21 protein-coding genes and 5 pseudogenes are annotated in these 19048 nt (G+C 34.1%); 22 read left to right on the forward strand and 4 right to left on the reverse strand.

Annotation, left to right across the window (positions count from 1 at the left end; genetic code table 11):
- On the reverse strand, positions 1-218 hold a 218-nt coding region (locus KM800_RS03855), incomplete at its 3' end, for a transposase (protein WP_217811897.1).
- 393 nt (positions 219-611) lie between these two features.
- Between KM800_RS03855 and KM800_RS03860 the strand changes: the two genes are divergently transcribed.
- The 12 genes and pseudogenes from KM800_RS03860 to KM800_RS03915 form a co-directional block, all read left to right on the forward strand.
- Complete coding sequence (locus KM800_RS03860) at positions 612-854, forward strand: DUF5320 domain-containing protein (protein WP_330655506.1); 243 nt, start codon at positions 612-614, stop codon at positions 852-854.
- Between the two features lie 74 nt (positions 855-928).
- Positions 929-1291, forward strand: coding sequence for a DUF134 domain-containing protein (locus tag KM800_RS03865; RefSeq protein ID WP_196008150.1), 363 nt, complete (start codon positions 929-931; stop codon positions 1289-1291).
- A gap of 71 nt (positions 1292-1362) precedes the next feature.
- A pseudogene (locus KM800_RS03870) lies at positions 1363-1613 on the forward strand (iron-sulfur cluster assembly scaffold protein); the annotation flags it as partial.
- A 73-nt stretch (positions 1614-1686) separates the two neighbouring features.
- Positions 1687-2055: a NifB/NifX family molybdenum-iron cluster-binding protein gene (locus tag KM800_RS03875; RefSeq protein WP_017752541.1), complete on the forward strand. Its 369-nt coding sequence runs from the start codon at positions 1687-1689 to the stop codon at positions 2053-2055.
- A gap of 1 nt (position 2056) precedes the next feature.
- Positions 2057-2917 (forward strand): 4Fe-4S binding protein, encoded by an 861-nt coding sequence (locus KM800_RS03880; RefSeq protein ID WP_196008149.1) that lies wholly within the window; start codon positions 2057-2059, stop codon positions 2915-2917.
- A complete protein-coding gene (locus tag KM800_RS03885) occupies positions 2895-3770 on the forward strand; it encodes an ATP-binding protein (RefSeq protein WP_017895454.1) in 876 nt (291 codons plus the stop codon). The genes KM800_RS03880 and KM800_RS03885 overlap by 23 nt, the downstream gene beginning before the upstream one ends.
- A gap of 4 nt (positions 3771-3774) precedes the next feature.
- The gene (locus tag KM800_RS03890; protein WP_017895453.1) at positions 3775-4596 is read left to right on the forward strand and encodes an MBL fold metallo-hydrolase; all 822 of its coding nucleotides are present in this window, start codon (positions 3775-3777) and stop codon (positions 4594-4596) included.
- 17 nt (positions 4597-4613) lie between these two features.
- Entirely contained in the window at positions 4614-5453 is an 840-nt protein-coding gene (locus KM800_RS03895) for an Mrp/NBP35 family ATP-binding protein (protein ID WP_017752545.1), read from the forward strand.
- Between the two features lies 1 nt (position 5454).
- The gene (locus KM800_RS03900) at positions 5455-5814 is read left to right on the forward strand and encodes a NifB/NifX family molybdenum-iron cluster-binding protein (protein WP_017752546.1); all 360 of its coding nucleotides are present in this window, start codon (positions 5455-5457) and stop codon (positions 5812-5814) included.
- A gap of 542 nt (positions 5815-6356) precedes the next feature.
- Positions 6357-6530, forward strand: a complete 174-nt coding sequence (locus KM800_RS03905) for a hypothetical protein (RefSeq protein ID WP_152606925.1) — start codon at positions 6357-6359, stop codon at positions 6528-6530.
- Positions 6530-7093 carry a zeta toxin family protein gene (locus KM800_RS03910; protein WP_039656077.1) on the forward strand — a complete coding sequence of 188 codons (564 nt, stop codon included), beginning with the start codon at positions 6530-6532 and terminating at the stop codon, positions 7091-7093. Before KM800_RS03905 ends, KM800_RS03910 begins: the two co-directional genes overlap by 1 nt.
- A 133-nt stretch (positions 7094-7226) precedes the next feature.
- Positions 7227-7712: pseudogene (locus KM800_RS03915) on the forward strand (hypothetical protein); the annotation flags it as partial.
- 508 nt (positions 7713-8220) lie between these two features.
- Here KM800_RS03915 and KM800_RS03920 read toward each other — a convergent pair.
- Complete coding sequence (locus KM800_RS03920) at positions 8221-9087, reverse strand: LysR family transcriptional regulator (protein WP_136711345.1); 867 nt, start codon at positions 9085-9087, stop codon at positions 8221-8223.
- A gap of 125 nt (positions 9088-9212) precedes the next feature.
- Here KM800_RS03920 and KM800_RS03925 point away from each other — a divergent pair, with 125 nt between their 5' ends.
- The 4 genes and pseudogenes from KM800_RS03925 (at position 9213) to KM800_RS15650 (ending at position 12315) form a co-directional block, all read left to right on the forward strand.
- Positions 9213-9752: a prolyl-tRNA synthetase associated domain-containing protein gene (locus tag KM800_RS03925; RefSeq protein WP_217811898.1), complete on the forward strand. Its 540-nt coding sequence runs from the start codon at positions 9213-9215 to the stop codon at positions 9750-9752.
- Positions 9753-9790: 38 nt separating this feature from the next.
- Positions 9791-10615 (forward strand): glutamate 5-kinase, encoded by an 825-nt coding sequence (gene proB, locus KM800_RS03930; RefSeq protein WP_419195456.1) that lies wholly within the window; start codon positions 9791-9793, stop codon positions 10613-10615.
- 71 nt (positions 10616-10686) lie between these two features.
- Complete coding sequence (locus KM800_RS03935; protein WP_017752553.1) at positions 10687-11556, forward strand: DMT family transporter; 870 nt, start codon at positions 10687-10689, stop codon at positions 11554-11556.
- A 480-nt stretch (positions 11557-12036) separates the two neighbouring features.
- Positions 12037-12315, forward strand: a pseudogene (locus KM800_RS15650) (IS66 family transposase).
- 561 nt (positions 12316-12876) lie between these two features.
- Here KM800_RS15650 and KM800_RS03950 read toward each other — a convergent pair.
- Positions 12877-13404, reverse strand: a complete 528-nt coding sequence (locus KM800_RS03950) for a DUF6143 family protein (protein WP_017752554.1) — start codon at positions 13402-13404, stop codon at positions 12877-12879.
- 464 nt (positions 13405-13868) lie between these two features.
- Between KM800_RS03950 and KM800_RS03955 the strand changes: the two genes are divergently transcribed.
- The 4 genes and pseudogenes from KM800_RS03955 to KM800_RS03970 all read left to right on the forward strand — a co-directional run bounded on the left by KM800_RS03955 (position 13869) and on the right by KM800_RS03970 (position 15967).
- Positions 13869-15005 (forward strand): tyramine oxidase subunit B, encoded by a 1137-nt coding sequence (locus KM800_RS03955; RefSeq protein WP_217811899.1) that lies wholly within the window; start codon positions 13869-13871, stop codon positions 15003-15005.
- Positions 15006-15106: 101 nt separating this feature from the next.
- A complete protein-coding gene (locus KM800_RS03960) occupies positions 15107-15379 on the forward strand; it encodes a (2Fe-2S)-binding protein (RefSeq protein WP_217811900.1) in 273 nt (90 codons plus the stop codon).
- Positions 15354-15533: pseudogene (locus KM800_RS03965) on the forward strand (FAD-binding oxidoreductase); the annotation flags it as partial. The gene KM800_RS03960 and the pseudogene KM800_RS03965, both read left to right, overlap by 26 nt.
- A gap of 17 nt (positions 15534-15550) precedes the next feature.
- Complete coding sequence (locus tag KM800_RS03970) at positions 15551-15967, forward strand: Rid family hydrolase (RefSeq protein WP_217811902.1); 417 nt, start codon at positions 15551-15553, stop codon at positions 15965-15967.
- Positions 15968-16125: 158 nt separating this feature from the next.
- On the opposite strand, the pseudogene KM800_RS15680 reads toward KM800_RS03970, so the two are convergent.
- Positions 16126-16220 (reverse strand): annotated as a pseudogene (locus KM800_RS15680) (IS982 family transposase); the annotation flags it as partial.
- A gap of 303 nt (positions 16221-16523) precedes the next feature.
- On the opposite strand from KM800_RS15680, the gene KM800_RS03975 reads away from it, so the two are divergent.
- Together KM800_RS03975 and KM800_RS03980 are read left to right on the forward strand one after the other, a co-directional pair.
- The gene (locus tag KM800_RS03975; RefSeq protein WP_217811903.1) at positions 16524-17372 is read left to right on the forward strand and encodes a helix-turn-helix domain-containing protein; all 849 of its coding nucleotides are present in this window, start codon (positions 16524-16526) and stop codon (positions 17370-17372) included.
- Positions 17373-17675: 303 nt separating this feature from the next.
- Positions 17676-19040: an APC family permease gene (locus KM800_RS03980; RefSeq protein ID WP_217811904.1), complete on the forward strand. Its 1365-nt coding sequence runs from the start codon at positions 17676-17678 to the stop codon at positions 19038-19040.
- The last annotated feature ends 8 nt before the right edge of the window (positions 19041-19048 follow it).

Raw genomic sequence — 19048 nt, forward strand, 5'->3', positions numbered from 1 at the left:
TCTATAAGTTCCTGTTCTTCCCTGCTTCGATTATCCTTTTCCTTAAATGACCCCGTATTTTCAGACTGCCTTATCCATCTACTCACCATTGATAATGATAAACTATATTCTCTGGCAATCTCACTTTTCATCTTACAATTATGATAAAGTTCCACTATTTGATTTTTAAATTCCGTTGTATAATTATGTCTCTTCTTTGTTTTCTTTTTTTCAGACATGACTAATTTCCTCTTTTCTATAATTATTTTATTATATCATGTTCTTAAAAAAGTTGTTTTATTTATTGTAGCTTATCCAGTTTATATGATGGTAGTAAGAGGAAAACTTTCTATTGTCCTTAACGACTAGGATATTCATAGGTATTCCAATGGTACTTTACTAAAAATACCTGTAAATACAAAGATGAGCGTTAAAAATTTGAATGATGACATGTTGGAATTGATTGTTGTAAAAGCACCAGCCCCAATAAAATAAAGAGTTGACCGTCACTTGAGGAATTTCCTTGGTTGGCGGTTTTTTATTAAAAACGGAAATAGTTATTGACATATGCCATAAACAGTGTATAATAAGAATAAATAGCATATGCCATAAACTATAAGGAGGTGAATAGCATGCCAAGAAGAGACGGAACTGGTCCAATAGATGCTGGATCAATGACTGGAAGAGGTTTAGGACTTTCCACAGGTGCTAATGCAGTAAGATATGGAACTGGTCTCGGAATGGGATTAGGTATTGGATTTGCTTGCAGACGCGGTTTTGCAATTAACCAGACATCCTCAAAAACAAAAAAGAGCTGCTCCATGAACAGAAAACCATGTTGCAAGATCGACTCGAAGTTATTGATAAGCAATTAGAGAACTTATGATGGGCATCAGGGATAACCAGAGGACTCTCTAGTTATTTCTGATTAGAATGGAGGTGATAAATCATGGCAAGACCGATGAAGTGGCGAAAAGTTTGCTGCTTGCCTGAAACCAACAGATTCGGGCCTCTTGATTCACCTGCAGATGCAAAAAACCATGTAATCATGACCATTGACGAGTATGAAACTATAAGGCTTATCGATTTGGATGGCTTTACACAAGAAGAGTGCGCCGCGCAGATGAATGTTGCTCGTAGCACAGTTCAGGGAATTTATATCGAGGCCAGAAAAAAGCTGGCTGAATCATTAGTAAATGGAAAGATGCTATTGATTGCTGGTGGCGAATACCGGCTCTGTGAAGGATTAGGGAATGGTTGGGGCCGTGGCTGTCATAGACATAGGAATGGTAGATGCTTTAAAGATGATTAGGATTGAGTTGGTTGATTATATATTCAGAAAAAGTGATTGAACATTTTATGTGCCTTCAAAATGCCCAAAGTATGCCGGATGCAGATGCTGAAGGAAACCACGGGTATCCTTCCTGCGGAGATTATTTGACCATTTATTTAAAGGTAAAAGATAATCGTGTAGAGGAAATCAGCTATCTTGTGTTTGGGTGTTGTGCTTCAATTGCAACATCCAGTATGACGTCGGTATTAGCAAAGGGCAAAACCTTTGGGGAAGCATTAAATATTATAGAAGAAGATATCTTCAGGCTTTAGATGGACTTCCTGAAAATAAGGTTCATTGCTCAAATTTAGGTGTGAGTGCGCTACGTAATGCAATTGAAGATTATTTAAACAAAAATAGAATGGAGGATCCCTATGAAAATAGCAATTCCAGTAGATGAGAAAACCTTGGAGTCGAACGTATGTACATCCTTTGGACGTACTCCCTATTTTCTTATTTATGATGTAGAAACTAAGGAAAGTACATTTATTGATAACAGTGCCGCAGCAAGTACAGGTGGCGCAGGAATTAAGGCTGCACAAACGATGGTAGATAATAAAACAAATATTTTGCTTACTCCTCGCTTAGGGGAAAATGCTGCTGACGTGCTTAAAGCCGCTGAAATCAAAATTTATAAAACGACAACTGCTTCAGCCAAGGATAATATTGATGCTTTTATTGCTGAAAAACTTCCTTTGCTGGATGAAATTCATGCAGGATTTCATGGACACGGAGGCAATTAATATGAGAATAGCTGTGCTAAGCGGCAAGGGCGGCACAGGAAAAACACTGGTATCGGTGAATTTAACTGCGATATCGAAATCATCGACATATATAGATTGTGATGTAGAAGAGCCAAATGGACATCTGTTTTTTAAGCCTGAAGGAGTTCAGGAGAAAGAAATATCAGTGAAAATTCCAAAAGTAAATAATGAACTATGTAATGGATGTCGAAAATGCGTTGATTTTTGTAAATTTAACGCCCTTGCCTATATTAAAAATAAACTGATTGTCTTTGACGAGGTTTGCCACTCCTGTGGCGGCTGTATCTTGGCTTGCCCTGAAAAGGCACTAACAGAGAAAGAAAAGGTTATTGGTAAAGTTCAAAAAGGAACTTCAGACCAGGTAGCGATATACACAGGAATATTAAATACTGGTGAAGCCTCGGGTATTCCTATCATTAAGAAGCTGCTTGCTGAGAAAAATCTGCAAGCAAATAAACAGACTTTTATTGACTGTCCTCCCGGAAGCGCCTGTATTGTAATGGAAAGTATCAAAGATGCGGATTACTGTATATTAGTGGCTGAGCCTACATTGTTTGGTGTGCATAACCTCAATATGGTATACGAACTGGTCAAGTTATTTAATAAGCCATTTGGGGTGGTTCTTAACAAATATTTGGAAGAAGAAAATCCGGCAGAGAAATTTTGTTTAGAAAAAAACATTAAGATATTAGGGCGGATTCCATTTGACACTAACCTCGGAACATTGAATTCAAATGCAGAAATTGCCGTTAGTAAAAATGATAATTACTGGGAAATGTTTTCTTCCCTGCTTAATACGGTGACAAAGGAGGTGCAGCATGAAACAACTACTAATCCTTAGCGGTAAAGGCGGCACCGGAAAGACCACAATAGCAAGTGCATTTATAAAACTCGCTGACGCCAAGGCATATGCAGATTGTGATGTAGATGCACCTAACTTGCACCTAATAACCGGGTGGAATGCTGAACCGGCAAAAACAGACTATTATGGGTTGCCAAAAGCGATGATAAATCCAGAACTATGTATTGAATGCGATCAGTGCAGGCAAAACTGCCGATTTGATGCTATTTCAATAGATGAAAAATATAAAGTGGATCCTTTCGCATGTGAAGGCTGTGGTGTTTGCGAGTATGTTTGTCCTGTGGAAGCGATAACTATGATACCGGCAGTGGCTGGGGAATTAATGCTTTATTTTGATAGGAAAAAAGTATTTTCAACAGCACAACTCAAAATGGGTAGTGGTACCTCCGGAATGCTTGTCACTGAGGTGAAAAAGCAAATGAAATCGACAGCAGTTGATGCTGGGCGGGCCATTATTGATGGATCTCCCGGAATAGGCTGCCCTGTTATTGCATCACTTAGTGGAGTGAATATGGTTTTGATAGTCGCAGAACCTTCCATATCAGGTATCAGCGATATGGAGCGCATTATAAATACAGCAGCGAAATTCGAAACAAAGACAGCTGTATGTATAAACAAATATGATACCAACATTGAAAACACAGAAAAGATTGAAGAGTTTTGTAAAAAACAAGGGCTGCCCTTTATCGGCAGGATACCCTTTGATTCCAACGCAGTAAAAGCTATTAATAATGGTCAAACCATTGTAGACATAGACTGCACATCAGGGTCAGAGGTTAAGGAGGTTTATTACAAGACAATGAATCTACTTTTTGAAAAAGGTGGTGGCTAAAGTCATGCTTATAAAAACTTTAGTGGAAAATACATCGATATCAAAGGGGTTTGGTAGTGAGCATGGCCTTAGCCTGTATATAGAAGCAAAGAAACACAAAATATTGTTTGATGTGGGCGCAAGCGAGTTGTTTCTTCAAAATGCAAAAAAGCTTGATGTGAATATCACTAATGTTGACTTTCTTGTAATTTCGCATGGACATTACGATCATGGCGGAGGACTAAAAACATTTTTGAAAGAAAACACAAAAGCCGAGGTATTTTTACATCGCTTCGCTTTTAAGCAACACTATGCTATCCGTTCAAATGATAAATTAGATTTTATCGGTTTTGATGAAAATCTGAAACAAAACAAACAAATTGTACTCACGTCAGATCGATTTTTTATCAACAATGGAATCCAAGTATTCTCGAATATTGTCCAAAGAGAGCCACGTCCAAAATCAAACAGTGGTTTGCTCACTGAGCATAAAGGGCAAACGGTAGACGATACCTTTGCACATGAACAAAACCTCGTGATAGAGGAAGACGGGATGACTCTATTAGTTACAGGATGCACCCATAATGGCATCATAAATATACTTGAGTATTTTCACTCGGTCAAAGGACGAATGCCCAACTATGTGATAGGGGGATTTCATCTTCTCAGTCGTTCTGGCGAAAATGAGGACTCTGATATGATAGATAGAATTGGTAAATACCTAATGGGTACAAAAGCAAAGTTTTATACCTGTCATTGCACAGGCATAGAGCCTTATAAAACGCTGAAAGCTACTATGGGTGATAACATTGATTATCTGTCGGCAGGCAGTGAAATAACAATCTAAAATAAAGGAGCAAGATTATGAGTGAAAATTGCAATCAAAGCTGCAGCAGTTGCTCGGAGGACTGCGCAGAAAGAAAAGAACAAAAAACGGATTTTTCCGAAAAACTGCACGAGATGAGTAGCATTAAAAAGGTTATTGGTATTGTTAGTGGCAAAGGAGGAGTCGGCAAGTCACTTGTTACCTCTATGCTTGCAGTTACCATGAACAGAATGGGTTATCATGCTGCCATTCTTGATGCGGATGTTACTGGGCCTTCTATCCCAAAAGCCTTTGGTACCAGGGAGAAAGCTTCAGGTAGTGAATTCGGCCTATTCCCTGTTAAAACTAAGACCGGCATTGATATTATGTCTGTTAATTTGCTTTTAGAAAACGATACTGATCCGGTTGTCTGGAGAGGACCGATTATTGCCGGTACAGTGAAGCAGTTTTGGACAGATGTTATCTGGAGCGATGTGGATTTTATGTTCATCGATATGCCACCCGGCACCGGCGATGTTCCCCTTACGGTATTTCAATCCATTGCTGTTGATGGGATTATCGTTGTGACATCTCCACAGGAGCTTGTATCCATGATTGTATCAAAGGCTGTTAAGATGGCCGAGATGATGAATATCCCCATTATCGGTCTGGTGGAAAACATGTCCTATTTTAAATGTCCTGATAACGGCAAGGACTATCAGATATTTGGCGAAAGCCACATTGAAGAAATTGCTGATAAACATAATTTAAAGGTTCTTTCTAAATTACCTATTGACCCGAAAATTTCAGCTGCATGTGACAAGGGTATGATAGAGCTTTTCAATGGCAATTGGCTTGATCCGGTTGCAAAAATACTAGAAAAAATGGAGGAAAACTAAAATGATGAAAATTGCTGTAGCAAGTGAAAACGGAATGGTGACTGAGCACTTTGGACATTGCGAAGGGTTTATGATTTTTGATACTGAAAACAGTCAAATCGTCAAAAGCGAAACCATTGCTAATCCCGGACACAGACCTGGGTTTTTGCCTAATTTCTTGAATGATATGGGTGTTAATGTAATTATATCAGGTGGTATGGGCGGGGGAGCTATTGACATCTTTAGTGAGAAAAACATCGAGGTTATTGTCGGAGCAAAAGGTAATGCTAAAGCAGCGGTAGAAGCGTACCTGCAGGGTTTCCTAAAATCTACTGGTTCCGTTTGCCATGAACATCAGCATCATGATGAATGTGGCGAATAAATGACACATTTGTATTGTGAAATAGTGTTTGCGCAGTATAATTAGTGCAAGTACTATTTTTTTACTACCGTACAAGCGAATGCTGTGTGGTATATTAATCAAGAAATAGAACCACAGCTTTACATTATGGTGTTAAATATAGGAACAGGAGGAACACCAGTATTCTTACCTTCTGGGGGAGCTTCAAGTTCACAGTACAGTACTATTTTAAATAGACCAATAATTCCCTATAGAGCAGTGTTCACCTCTTGGTAAAAAGGGAGATATTATACTTGCAGATTCTATGCAATATATTGGAATAGATAAAAAAGCACCAACAGCAGATGTGTCAATACATGTAAGATTTTTATATGATGCTCATGTGTTTAAGGTTTATATATAAATTTAATGGTGCTCCGTATAGAAGTAAACCTATTACGTCTTATAAGGGAGCTAATGCTTTGAGTCCGTTTGTTACTTTGGCTGACAGATAAAAAATTGTTTATATAAGTGATGTATTAGGCTATAATATAATAAAAGTATTATTTGTTGGAGGAATTATGATGGAAAAAATAAATCAACAAAATAACTTATATGAGCAATTTTTGAGGTATTCATATAACGATCTAACAGAACTATTTAAAAAAGCAAAAACGAAAGAAGAACAGGATTTTTATATTACATTATCTGATTTGGTACTACAAAAGGAACAGGAAAGAGTAATAGGTAAAAAGTAATGGCTATTTATACTATATTTGCAGGAGTAAACGGTGCTGGAAAAACATCAATATATGAGTCTATTTATTGTGAAAGGGACAAAAATGAAAAAAGAATAAATACAGATGAAATGGTAGCAAGAATAGGTTCATGGAAAGATAGTAATCTTCAAATTAAGTGTGCAAGGGAAGCTGTAAAACTTATAAATTACTATATTAAGAACAATATATCATTTAACCAAGAAACTACTCTTTCAGGTAAAAGCATTGTTAGAAACATAAAAAAAGCAAAACAGGAAGGCTTTTATGTAGTGATGAATTACATAGGAGTAGATAATCCTGATGTTGCTAAAGAAAGAGTTAAAATTAGAGTTTTGAAAGGTGGACATGGAATTCTAGAAGAAGCTATAGAAAGAAGATATTATGGATCATTAGACAACTTAAAAGAGATATTAGGTATATGTAATGAAATAAATATATATGATAATACGAATAAATTCAGGCATATAGCTTATATATGTGATGGAGTAATTAAATGGAAAAGAGATATAATTCCTAAATGGAGTAGTTACATTTTGAAATAACACTAGTTTAGTATATTAAATATTAAGCTAGTTTTTTTATATTCAAAATATTAGTAATATAAAATGGAGGAGGTTAATATATTTATGGCGTTAATCGAAAAATATAAATTAAATGAAAACGTGTGATTTTAGACAGGAGGAAAAGAATTTTGTACTTATGGGCAAGTCTGGTGTTGAGCAATTAGAGTTACAGACCATGAGCAGTGGTGAAGAAACAAGACTTAAAATAGCACAGGCTCTTTTTGAGCAGGTACATGGTATTCTGGCAGATGAACCGACCAGCCATTTAGACCGTGAAGGAATAGACTTTTTAATCGGACAGTTAAAATATTTTTCTGGCGTATTGAGTTATAAGCCATGATCGCTATTTCCTTGATGAGGTGGCAGATAAAATATGGAAACTAATTATCTTCGCTAGAAAGAGAAAGACTGTAAAAGTCAAGCTGCAAAATATGAACGATTTGTTGTAGAGTGTGATTGATTGGAACAGGCTGCTGGGGAAAAGCGAAAGCAAGCACGTAAAATAGCTTAGAAAGCAAAAGGTGCTGCCGAGAAAAATAGTTCTGAATGTGGTGGACGTCTGTCTGGTACATCAGAAAACAATTGGAATCACAAAAAGAGTTAGCTTATTCTACAGATGCTTGAACTGTTAAGTAAAATATTCTTATAAGGCATATGCTAATTTATTAAATAAAAATAGAATTGATAAGTAAAAAATCTGTAGTTACCATTTTACTTCATAAAGTTGGTTGGCTACAGACCTCTTATTATTTTCTGGATAAAATTTGTTTTGTTGTAAATAAAGTGTAAAAAAATGAAAAGAGTAATTTTGACAAATGAAAGTCCCCATAAAGAGGGGTGAACATTTATTGAATTAACAGAAGCCTCAGAGACTAAAAAAGTATGGTATTGATTCGGATATGTATTGACTGCGGAAAATGCAATTAATTGGCTAAAATGTACTTTCAATAATGATATTGTCAATGAACTGTATGAAAAAAATCAAGAAAGTAGATGCAATAATTGAATGATATAGAAGCCAATTGCTATTTTTTAAAGATATTGGATTTGTATCTACTATATTGACATAAATTCAATCCATATTATTAAGTATTATAATATGGGGGCTATCTATACTCTATATAATCTAAAAATCGTTTGACTGCAAGTGATGCACTCTTTTTATCTTTCAAGGCCAATCCAATTTTTCGATAAGCAGGTATTTCCAATTCCTTTGCTACAATATGATAAGGAATGCGTTGTAAAATAAGCTGCGGCAAAATACTAATGCCCAAACCGCTTTCAACCATAGACATAATGGCATAGTCATCCCATGTTGTAAAATGAACTTTAGGGGAAATGTTACATTGTTCAAATATATCCGAAATCTCTGCTTTTGCACCCTTTTCTAACAGCATAAAAGGATAATCACATAATGCCTTTACCGGGAAATATTCGCAATCTGCAAGTGGGTGATTTTCAGGTAAAACCACAAGTAGTTTATCCTGTTCCAAAAAAATCGTTTCAAATTCCGGGAGTGTAGGAAGCCGAAGAAAGCCGCAATCTACACGCCCATCTAAAATCCAGTTTTCTATTTCCGTATAGTCGCCCAATAACAGTTCATAATCGATATTAGGATAATCCTTTTGAAATTCTTTAATGATATTCGGAAGCCAATGGGTTGCTACGCTTGAAAATGTACCTATTCGGATAAGTCCGGATTGTAATCCGTTCAATTCTTGAACTTGCGTCTGTAACTTTTGATACTCATTACACATACTTTTAGCAAACGGCAATAATTTTAAACCGTCTGAAGTTAATCGTACACCAGAACGTCCACGTTCAAGAAGTGATACATTCCATTCTTTTTCTAAATCATTAATCATACGACTAATACCAGACTGGGAATAGTTTAACATCTCTGCTGCCTTTGTGAAACTCCCATATTCAACCGCCCTAACAAATGCCATATATTTTTGAATATTCATATCCATACTATATTTACCTCATATTCATCTGATTTTATCATCTTTTTTATGACAAACATTCGCTTTTGTAATTTATAAATTTATGATACACTATGTCCATAGAGTTTTCAAGGGAAAGGGATGGAATAAACGTGTTTTTTGTAAGTGATATTTATACAACGCCGCCAGACAAGTTTGATACTATACTGCAAAAGGAAACGTATAGGGTATTACAAAGTTTACATATTCCATTTGAACGTGTTGATACAGACGAAGCAATTACAATGGAAGATTGCGTTCAGATTGATAAAAAATTAGATATGAAGATGGTAAAAACGCTGTTTCTTTGTAATCGTCAGCAGACAGCTTTTTATCTGTTCATTACGGCAGGTGATAAGCCGTTCCGGTCAAAGGATTTCAGTAATGTGTTAGGAGTGTCTCGTGTTTCTTTTGCCCCTGCGAATTTAATGGAAAAGATGCTGGGAACTAAAATCGGTGCAGCAACTGTTTTCAGTGCCATACTTGATAATAATAACGCTGTACAAATTGTTTTTGACAAAGATGTTGCTAATGAAGAATGGTATGGGTGCAGCGATGGTATAACTACTAGTTATATGAAGATTAAAACAGAGAAAATCATTCATGATTTTCTGCCCTTTGTGAAGCATATACCAACTATTATTGAAGTGTAATTAGAAAAGAAGGAGTATTTTTAATTATACGATCATTTATGTATAGAGAAAGAATGGTGAATAATTTGAATTTGTATCAAAATAGAATTGTTGTTAAGGTTGGTACTTCTACACTGACAAATGAAATGGGAGAAAATAATTTGCGCTCTTTTGACCGACTTGCCTGTGTAATATCTGATATTCAAAACATGGGTTATGAGACTGTCTTAGTATCCTCCGGTGCGATTGCTGCAGGTAAAAATAAACTGAAAATGAAAACGTGTCCTACAAGTAAGCGTTTGAAGCAGGCTGCAGCTGCAGTTGGGCAATGCAGTATCATGTACCTATATGATAAATTTTTCCATGATTACGATAAAACAATAGCACAAATTCTGCTAAATGCTGAAGATATGGAAATCGAGGAGAAGAAAGAAAATCTAACAAATACATTTAATACCTTGCTTGAGATGGGTATTATCCCGGTTGTAAATGAAAATGATTCGGTTAGTTATACCGAAATTGAGTCTGAGGACAGGCTATTTGGTGATAATGATATGCTATCTGCTGTTGTTGCCATATTGTGCAGAGCACAAAAACTCGTCATTCTATCAGACATTGATGGTTTTTATGATAGTGATCCTCGCCTATATCCTAATGCAAAGTTAATAGAACGAATTACCACAGTAGACGAGAAAGTACAATCCTTAGCTGGAGGAGCCGGCTCTCGGCGTGGTACAGGTGGTATGAAAACGAAGTTGCAAGCAGCAAAATTGGCAACTATACAGGGGATTGATACAATTATTACAAACGGTAAGAATCCATCTGTATTATACGAGATTGTAAAGGAAAGAAATGTTGGGACACTCTTTGTTGGAAGACATTAAGTTTCAGTGTGGTTTCTTTTACTTGCATATAAGATTTCATTAAACCTAACAGATTTTGAAGGAGAACAACTATGAAATATAAAATTCAGTTAATTTTATCTATGATTATTTTTGGAACTATTGGTTTAGTTGTTAGACATATAGAACTGTCTTCAAGTGAATTGGCGCTATTAAGTAGTGCAATTGGCTGTTTATTTCTGATTTGTGTTTTTTTGTCGGCTAAAAAAAGATTCCATTGGGATATGCTAAAGAATAATTTTATCCTATTATTTTTCTCTGGAGTTGCTTTAGGGGGAAATTGGATTTTTCTATATGCTTCTTACCAGTATACAACAGTTACAAATTCTACACTTGCTTATTATTTTGCACCGGTAATTGTTATATTTTGTTCACCAATTCTTCTTCATGAAAAACTATCTATTAAAAAAGGAATTTGTATTTTTATTTCACTGCTTGGTTTGGTTATGGTTGTAGGAAATGGTATGAGTAACATGGCATACAGTGATTTTATTGGAATTGTTTTAGGACTAATCGCAGCAATTTTTTATGCTTCACTTATGTTGATAAATAAATTTATCCATAATATGGATAAATTAGAATTAACAATTATACAGCTAGCAATTGTTGCCATATTCCTTTTCTTTTATGTGTTTTTCAAAAATGGACTGTCCTTTTTTAGTATTTCAGCATCATCAATACCTTTCATTGCTATACTGGGCATCGTCAATACAGGAATTGGGTTTTGGTTATTCTTTTCTGGTATGGAAAAGCTCTCGGGGCAAAGTATAGCTATGCTAAGTTATGTTGATCCACTAGTAGCAGTTGCAATTTCAGGAATTGTTTTATGTGAGCAAATGACTACTATTCAAGTAATAGGTGGAATTTTACTTTTAGGATCTACGTTTATTAGTGAAGTTAGATTAGATGAGTTCCATAGTTAAATGAAATAATTCAAAAATAAATAAATTAATTGAAAAACAGATTTCTTAAATCTCTGATCATACAGAAAGGATGATAATAACTAATGAATAAAAATTTTCTTAATTTTGATTGCACTATTACAGATTCGTAAACGCCAAACCATGGGTACCTCGAAACTAATTTAAATTTTTGAGGTAATTTATATGAACTTAGAAAAACTACTAGTTTTCTAAAGTAAATAATGAGCTTTTCTCGAACAAGTGGACACTCCAGAGTCAGAAATTCTCTCAATATCGCATAATTGCTATTGTTATTATTGAGTGCATTATTTTTCATAAAATCAACTATGATGCTATTAAAATCTTAAATTCCTTCCTTGCTTATTCACGTATTTTATACTCTTCCCGGTAGATTAATTCACATTCCCTGAATCTTGAAGGATTCTCTCTGTCTTTTTATTTTTTTATCCAGTTTCCTAAGGTCTGATCATTCATTCCTAAATCTTTTGCTATACTTCGGAAAGGAAAAATCCAGGGGAACATCAGAGACAGAGACAACTAACTGAAAAACCTCTAGTTGAGGCTTTCTTTAAATGGCTAAAAAAGCGCAGGAATGAAGTCCTGCCCAAATCTAAAACAGGTAAGGGATTAACATACTGTCTTAACTAGAAGAAATATTTAAAAGTTTTTCTTGATGACGGTAATATTCTCGCTGATAATAATGCAGCAGAAGCCAGTATCAGAGGATTTTTTATTGGAAAGCACAACTGTGGAATCTAATCGATACGATTGACGGTGCTAAGGTCAGTGCAATAATTTACAGTATTGCAGAGACTGCTAAGTCTAATAACTTAAAATCATACAATTACTTTGAATTCCTTCTTACAGAAATTCCAAAGCACATGTAAGATACTGATCTTGATTTTCTGAAAGATTTTCTCTCGTGGTCTGAAAAACTTCCAATCAAATGTAAAAAGCAGAATAAGTAATTCAGTTTGCCGCCAAAAAGGCGGTTGTGTTTTCACACAGTACCTATGGTTTGGAGTTTACATTTGAGTTGATAAAATTATATGTGTTTGTGATAAAAAGAGTGCCAAAGGCAACTTTGACAACAGCGGCCTTGGAGTATTAAGTAACGCTGTAAGCTGCTATATAACTGAAGAATTAAACGGTGATTATTTATAAGTCGCTTGGTTCTTTTAACACTTATATTTAGTATTATTTTAGTGACAATTATCGGCAATGCTGCGAAGCACAGTACGATGGTACTGATGTCACTAAAATAAAATGAATGTCGCGGTTGAAATTGCGTTGGGCTCCAGTCTGAAAATCATTCGGGAATTATATGCAAGATTCCTCCCACCATCCAAATGCGATACGTCCAAGAATTTTTTCGTTGTTTGTTTCTGGTGGAAGACAGTTTATTAAAAAATTACCTCCAGGCCGGCAAATGAATTTCCCGTCTTCTTCCGACACAATAGTCGTTTCAGCAGGACAACGGCGTCCAAATATGATTGTTCCACCCGTAGGTTCCGCATCGACGTTTTCTGAATACAAAAACTTAATTCTTGGTTTCGGCAGAGGTCGGATTGCTGTGTTTGATGGGCTTTGCATATCCGTCAGCTTTGCCTTTCCTGATGCTGTTGTATTCAGCCAGACCTGAAAAGAAAATGGAATTTCAGTAACATTACTAACGGTAAAAACATTTACGAAAAGTAATACTCCGGAATCGCGGGGATTGAAAAGTCCGGCCCACGCATATCTGCCTTCGCCGAATTCTTCTCGGCTTAACCCAACGAAATACTTGCCCCGAAGGGATTGATATAAAGGCATTGGATAGGATGGTGGCTGACATGGATTAACGAACATAAATATCACCCTTTCTACTGTATTATATGAAAGATGTTTGGAAAAAGTGAAATCAAGTTTCCACTTTTGCTTTGAATTCAGAACTTTAATTTTTCTTCGTGCGATTTAATGTTTAAGGTACCACAGGTGTTAAGTCGTATTTAATGATGCTGTTATGTTTATCATGTAAATAACGCTTTATTCAATAAAAAATTCTTAAATTTATAATACCGTGTTTTAGAGGTAGTTAAGGCTAGCGTAACTAAATAATAGATTATTGTATAGAAAATTATCATTATTTAGTTCCCAATTTTACAATATTAATAATTTTATATGTGATAAATTATATATATACTAAATCACAATTGATTTATAGTTTAGGCACATCGTAATATGTGTAAGTTTAAAACATATAAGAGAGTTGATATCAAATGAAACTTTAGGTGCTATTTTTTATACCTAAATTATATAGGAGGAATAGTAATATGAAAAATGCAAAAATAAATTTTCTTTATTTAAGTGAGCCTGATATGATTAAAGCTGGTGTTGGAGATATGGTTAGTTGTGTTGATGCAATGGAAGAAATGTTCAAATTATTAAAAATTGGTGATTTCCGCATGGGTGGTCCTAATGGAAATTCACATGGTGTAATGGTTACTTTCCCGGAGAATTCAAAGTTTCCCAATATGCCAAAAGACGGTCCGGATAGAAGATTTATGGCAATGCCTGCTTACCTGGGCGGCAAGTTTGATATGGCTGGCGTGAAATGGTATGGTTCAAATGTAGATAATAAGGAAAAAGGCCTTCCAAGATCAATACTTATGCTTACCTTAAATGATAAGGATACAGGCGCTCCTGTTGCGCATATGTCAGCTAATATTTTAAGCGCATACAGAACAGGAGCCGTTCCAGGTGTTGGTATAAAGTATTTCTCAAAGGAAGACTCAAAGGTTGTTGGTATTATTGGACCTGGAGTTATGAGCAAAACAGCACTTGCTGCAACTATTGCTGTTAGACCTGGAATTGAAATGGTTAAGATTAAAGGAAGAAGTGCGAAGTCAATTGACGGATTCGTTGAGTATATTAATGTAGAGTATCCACAAATTAAAGATATAAGAATTGTAGACACGGCTGAAGAGGCTGTTAGAGATAGTGATATTGTACATATTGCTACATCTAGTACAACTGGCGATATTAATGATTACCCATATATAAGTGAAGATTGGATTAAAAAAGGTGCAATATTATGCTGTCCAGCAGCAGCTAGATTTGATGATGATTTTATTTTAAACAGAGCAAGAAACGTCACAGATAATATTAAGTTGTATCAAGCCTGGGAAGAAGAAATGGAATTTCCAGCATATAGTTCGATACCAATACCGGCAGTACATTGTATGGACTTAATTAAAGAAGGTAAGATGACAAGTGATCAAGTTGACGACTTGGGAGATGTATTAACTGGTAAGATACCAGTACATCGTAATAAAGATGAAATTATTATCTACTCTATTGGTGGTATGCCAGTTGAAGATGTGGCATGGGGTACGATAGTTTATCATAATGCGATAGAGAAGGGAATTGGAGTTAAACTAAATCTTTGGAATGTGCCTGAGTTGGCATAAATTATCCTGCATAAATTAAAATAAAGAAAAGCTATTTAGTTTTTGAGCTAAATAGCTAATTTATTTAATATTTATGTTACAAATAGAAAGGAGACTTGTATATGAGAATTTTAGGGCATCCTATATTGGGTGAAATTAAAAAAGGATGTTTAGTTAGTTTCAGTTTTGATGGAAAGACATTGAAAGGGTATGAAGGAGAACCAATTGCAGCCGCATTAAAAGCAGCAGGTGTAATGATACATAGATATACCAAAAAGAAACATTCTCCAAGAGGTATATTTTGTGCTATTGGAAGATGTACTGACTGCGTTATGGTAGTAAATGGAAGACCAAATGTAAGAACTTGTGTTACCAGTTGTAAGTTTTGTAGATGAAGTACCTGGTCTTATACTTGCATGTGCTTTTACTGGGCACGGATTTGGAATTTCGCCAACTGTTGGTATGCTTTTATCAGAAATGGTAGAAGGAAAAGAAACTACTCTTGATATAAATGCTTTCCGCTATGATAGATTTAAAGCAAAAATATAAAAAGGAGGTTAATTTATATGGAATTAATTAGAACAAATTATTCATCGGGTGCTCCACTAGAGGAAAAAATTGGGTATTCTCGTATGATTAAAGTCGGTCCTTTTGTTTACATTGGAGGTACTACAGCTGTACAGCCGGATGGTACAGTTTATGGAGAAGGAAGCGCTTACAAGCAGACAAAATACATTCTTGAAAAATTGGTAAAGCTATTAGAAAAAGCAGATTGTAAAAAGGAAGAAGTTATAAGGGTAAAAGGATATGCAACGGATATGAAATACGCACCGGAAGTTGGTAAAGCTTATTCAGAAATTTTTCATGATATCAAACCTCTTTGTACAATTGTTGGCACTCCTATGCTCAACCGTCATACACAATTAATAGAGATAGAGATGGATGCAATAGTTGGGTCCAATCTAAGGTCAAGTGGAGACTAAAAAAGATAGCATATTAGCTATCTTTTTTATTAAGAGTCATGGACTGCTAGAAGTATTCAAATTTTAGTTCTGAAATAAATTTGTCTCCAAATATATCCTTTATCCACTATTATAATTATAAGAGATAGAGAACAGTTTGAATTCATAGTAAGTTTTCTTTTGGAGACACATCTGCTGTAGTTAGTTGGAAATGTGTCCTTTCAAATTCAAAAACTGGAACTGGCATACTGTCAATTATCCTGTATTTCTCATAATTGCTGGAGCTTTTTTATCTGATAATAGACATGAGAATAATTAAAAAATTAAATACAGGAAAAAGGAAATGTTATTAACTGGAATGTGAAAAATAACAAGTTTTAAAATTTTACTGTTCTTTTCAGTACAGGTAGATTCATATTTAGAAGGAAAAATTCAATTATATTAAAGATTTCTTGACGTTGGTAGAATCCTATGATATAAACTTTAGTAATAGAAAAAATAGCCCTAATGGGGATAGAGGAATCAAAGCTTTAGAATTATACTCAGGGCTATTAAACAAAGATATGGAGGTGAAATTATGATTTTAGATTCTGATGATATAGTTATATCTCCAAAACAGCCATATTTTCTATTAGGTACTTCATATTACTATAAATCAATAATAATGAATTATGGAATTTCTCATTTTTACTGTTTTCAGAAAGATGCAAAAATAGAAAGCCCTATTGTCGCAATACCAGATGGATGTTTTGATATTTTATTTTTGTGTGATGAATACAAGCCACATGCATATGTGTGTGGAACTGTTCTTCATTATAAATCGATACTTAATAGTAAAAACAAGTATTTCTTTGGGGTACGATTTTTGCCTGGAAGTTCATTTAAATTTAAAGATGTTACTATGTCAGAACTTGTAGAAAATGAAGTTCCTTTTTTAGAGATTATAAAAGATACAGAACTATTTGAAAAAATAGTTTCTAGTAGAAATTTTAATTATCAAATACAAATATTTATGGATAAATATTTAAAACTTTACAATTATTCCGAAACAGCTAATAAATATAAAGATTTAAATAAAATTATAATGAACAATATAATGGAAACAGCAGGGCAGATTAGGGTTAAAGAGCTTGCAGAAGTAACAGGGTATTCAGATAGATATATAACTAAGGTGTTCTCAGAGTCATTTGGTTTATCACCAAAAGTATTTTGCAAATTGATTAGATTTCAATATCTTCTAGAAAATTTAAACAATTTTAAAAGAGAAATGTTTTATAAGAATTTTACAGATATTTCTATAAAATCAGGATATTACGATCAATCTCATATGATTAAGGATTTTTATGAATTTACAAATACAACACCTAGTAAATATATGAATTATTTGCAAAAAACAGAATATAAAAATAAGTTAATTATTATATAAATTAAATAAAAAAGGAATTAAAAATGCAGACTAATATATAGATAGATGTTAAGCCGCTTGGATTATTCAAAAACCCAGTACTTTTAAAAGTGCTGGGTAAAATTATTTATTTAAAATTATGTGATATCACTCTTGTTTATAATCTTAATAAATATTTATTTGTATAAACTTATAATTTAATATTTAATTCTGATTTTTACAATATATCTAAAATTAACAATGATATATTAATAATATAGTAAAAATAACAATCTAGATTATTAAATTACTAAGTAGTAAAGATAAATAAGGAGGAATAGAACATTGAATAATAATTTGGAATCTTTTGGATATAAACAAGAATTGAGAAAAAGGTTAACACTAAAAGACTTGGTAATCTTCGGAATAGTATTTATGGGACCGTTAGCTGCCATGGTATTGTTTGGTATAATGGATGTTTCATCGAAAGGGCATTCTGTTCTAAGTTATTTAATTGCTTTTGTAGCTATGCTTTTTACTGCACATAGTTATGGGGAAATGGTAACAGCATTTCCTATAGCTGGTTCTACCTATAGTTACACCCAAAGAGCTGTTCACCCCAAACTTGGATTTTTATCTGGATGGGTGATGATACTAGACTACGTTCTAATTCCTATGTTGCTTTATTTGATTAGTTCAAGTTTTGCCAATGCGCTAATACCACAAATACCTATATGGGCATGGATACTAATTTATTCTATATCTATTACAATAATAAACTTAATTGGAGTTGAAGTTGCAGCTAAGGCAAATTTTATTATGACAATCATTATGTTTGTTGCCATTATATCTTTTGTAATTTTGGCATTAAAATATATAATTACTGGCAATGTGAGCACTGGAATTTCAATAGCTAGAATATATAATAAAGATACATTTTCATTTAAGGCACTGATAAGCGGTTCTGCAATAGCGGTTGTATCCTATTTGGGGTTTGATGCAATAACAACATTATCTGAGGAAGTTAATGTGGAAGGCAAGAAAATAGGATTAGCAATTATGATAGCTTGTTTGATCCAAACATTTATCTATATTGTAGTTGCATTTTTGGCTACAGTTATAGTTCCAGATTACATTAAAATAGTTAATCCAGATACAGCTTTTTTTGGTATAGCTTTAAAAGTTGGAGGCAACTTTTTGCAAATTTTCATATCTATTGCAATTATTATTCAGGGGATAGGAACATCATTAGCGGGACAATCTGCTGCAAGCCGTTTATTATATGGTATGGGTAGAGATAAGGTTATTCCTGAAAAAGTATTTGCATATTTACACCCGAAATTTAAAACACCTATTAACAGCATATTAATTATGTCCATAATAGGTACTGCTGGAGCACTGATTTTAAATGTAACAATAGTATCAGAATTAACTGCTTTTGGAGGATTATTTGGGTTTGCTTGTGTAAATCTATCAGTTATAGTTTATTACTACTTCAAAAATAAAAGTGGAAAATTAATAAAACATTTAGTTGTACCATTGCTTGGAATGTGTGTGTGTATATATATATTATTAGGACTTTCTAATATTTCAAAAATTGTGGGATTTACATGGATGGGATTAGGTATAGTATATCTTGTTGTAAGATGTAGAATATCAGAAGACTTCAATAAAAATATCTCAAATATTACTTTTAAAAAGGCATCCTAAATGTTTTC

The organism is Clostridium tyrobutyricum (assembly GCF_019144085.1).
In the GTDB taxonomy this organism is placed as follows: Bacteria; Bacillota; Clostridia; order Clostridiales; family Clostridiaceae; genus Clostridium_B; species Clostridium_B tyrobutyricum_A.

Excerpts from the sequence above, each read along its gene's own strand:
- KM800_RS03960 (WP_217811900.1), top strand. The coding sequence starts at position 15,107 with ATGAGAATTTTAGGGCATCCTATATTGGGTGAAATTAAAAAAGGATGT.
- KM800_RS03905 (WP_152606925.1), top strand. The coding sequence starts at position 6,357 with ATGGAAAAAATAAATCAACAAAATAACTTATATGAGCAATTTTTGAGG.
- KM800_RS03910 (WP_039656077.1), top strand. The coding sequence starts at position 6,530 with ATGGCTATTTATACTATATTTGCAGGAGTAAACGGTGCTGGAAAAACA.
- KM800_RS03890 (WP_017895453.1), top strand. The coding sequence starts at position 3,775 with ATGCTTATAAAAACTTTAGTGGAAAATACATCGATATCAAAGGGGTTT.
- KM800_RS03865 (WP_196008150.1), top strand. The coding sequence starts at position 929 with ATGGCAAGACCGATGAAGTGGCGAAAAGTTTGCTGCTTGCCTGAAACC.
- KM800_RS03860 (WP_330655506.1), top strand. The coding sequence starts at position 612 with ATGCCAAGAAGAGACGGAACTGGTCCAATAGATGCTGGATCAATGACT.
- KM800_RS03935 (WP_017752553.1), top strand. The coding sequence starts at position 10,687 with ATGAAATATAAAATTCAGTTAATTTTATCTATGATTATTTTTGGAACT.
- proB (WP_419195456.1), top strand. The coding sequence starts at position 9,791 with ATGTATAGAGAAAGAATGGTGAATAATTTGAATTTGTATCAAAATAGA.
- KM800_RS03975 (WP_217811903.1), top strand. The coding sequence starts at position 16,524 with ATGATTTTAGATTCTGATGATATAGTTATATCTCCAAAACAGCCATAT.
- KM800_RS03970 (WP_217811902.1), top strand. The coding sequence starts at position 15,551 with ATGGAATTAATTAGAACAAATTATTCATCGGGTGCTCCACTAGAGGAA.
- KM800_RS03895 (WP_017752545.1), top strand. The coding sequence starts at position 4,614 with ATGAGTGAAAATTGCAATCAAAGCTGCAGCAGTTGCTCGGAGGACTGC.
- KM800_RS03950 (WP_017752554.1), bottom strand. The coding sequence starts at position 13,404 with ATGTTCGTTAATCCATGTCAGCCACCATCCTATCCAATGCCTTTATAT.
- KM800_RS03875 (WP_017752541.1), top strand. The coding sequence starts at position 1,687 with ATGAAAATAGCAATTCCAGTAGATGAGAAAACCTTGGAGTCGAACGTA.
- KM800_RS03920 (WP_136711345.1), bottom strand. The coding sequence starts at position 9,087 with ATGGATATGAATATTCAAAAATATATGGCATTTGTTAGGGCGGTTGAA.
- KM800_RS03880 (WP_196008149.1), top strand. The coding sequence starts at position 2,057 with ATGAGAATAGCTGTGCTAAGCGGCAAGGGCGGCACAGGAAAAACACTG.
- KM800_RS03900 (WP_017752546.1), top strand. The coding sequence starts at position 5,455 with ATGATGAAAATTGCTGTAGCAAGTGAAAACGGAATGGTGACTGAGCAC.
- KM800_RS03885 (WP_017895454.1), top strand. The coding sequence starts at position 2,895 with ATGAAACAACTACTAATCCTTAGCGGTAAAGGCGGCACCGGAAAGACC.
- KM800_RS03955 (WP_217811899.1), top strand. The coding sequence starts at position 13,869 with ATGAAAAATGCAAAAATAAATTTTCTTTATTTAAGTGAGCCTGATATG.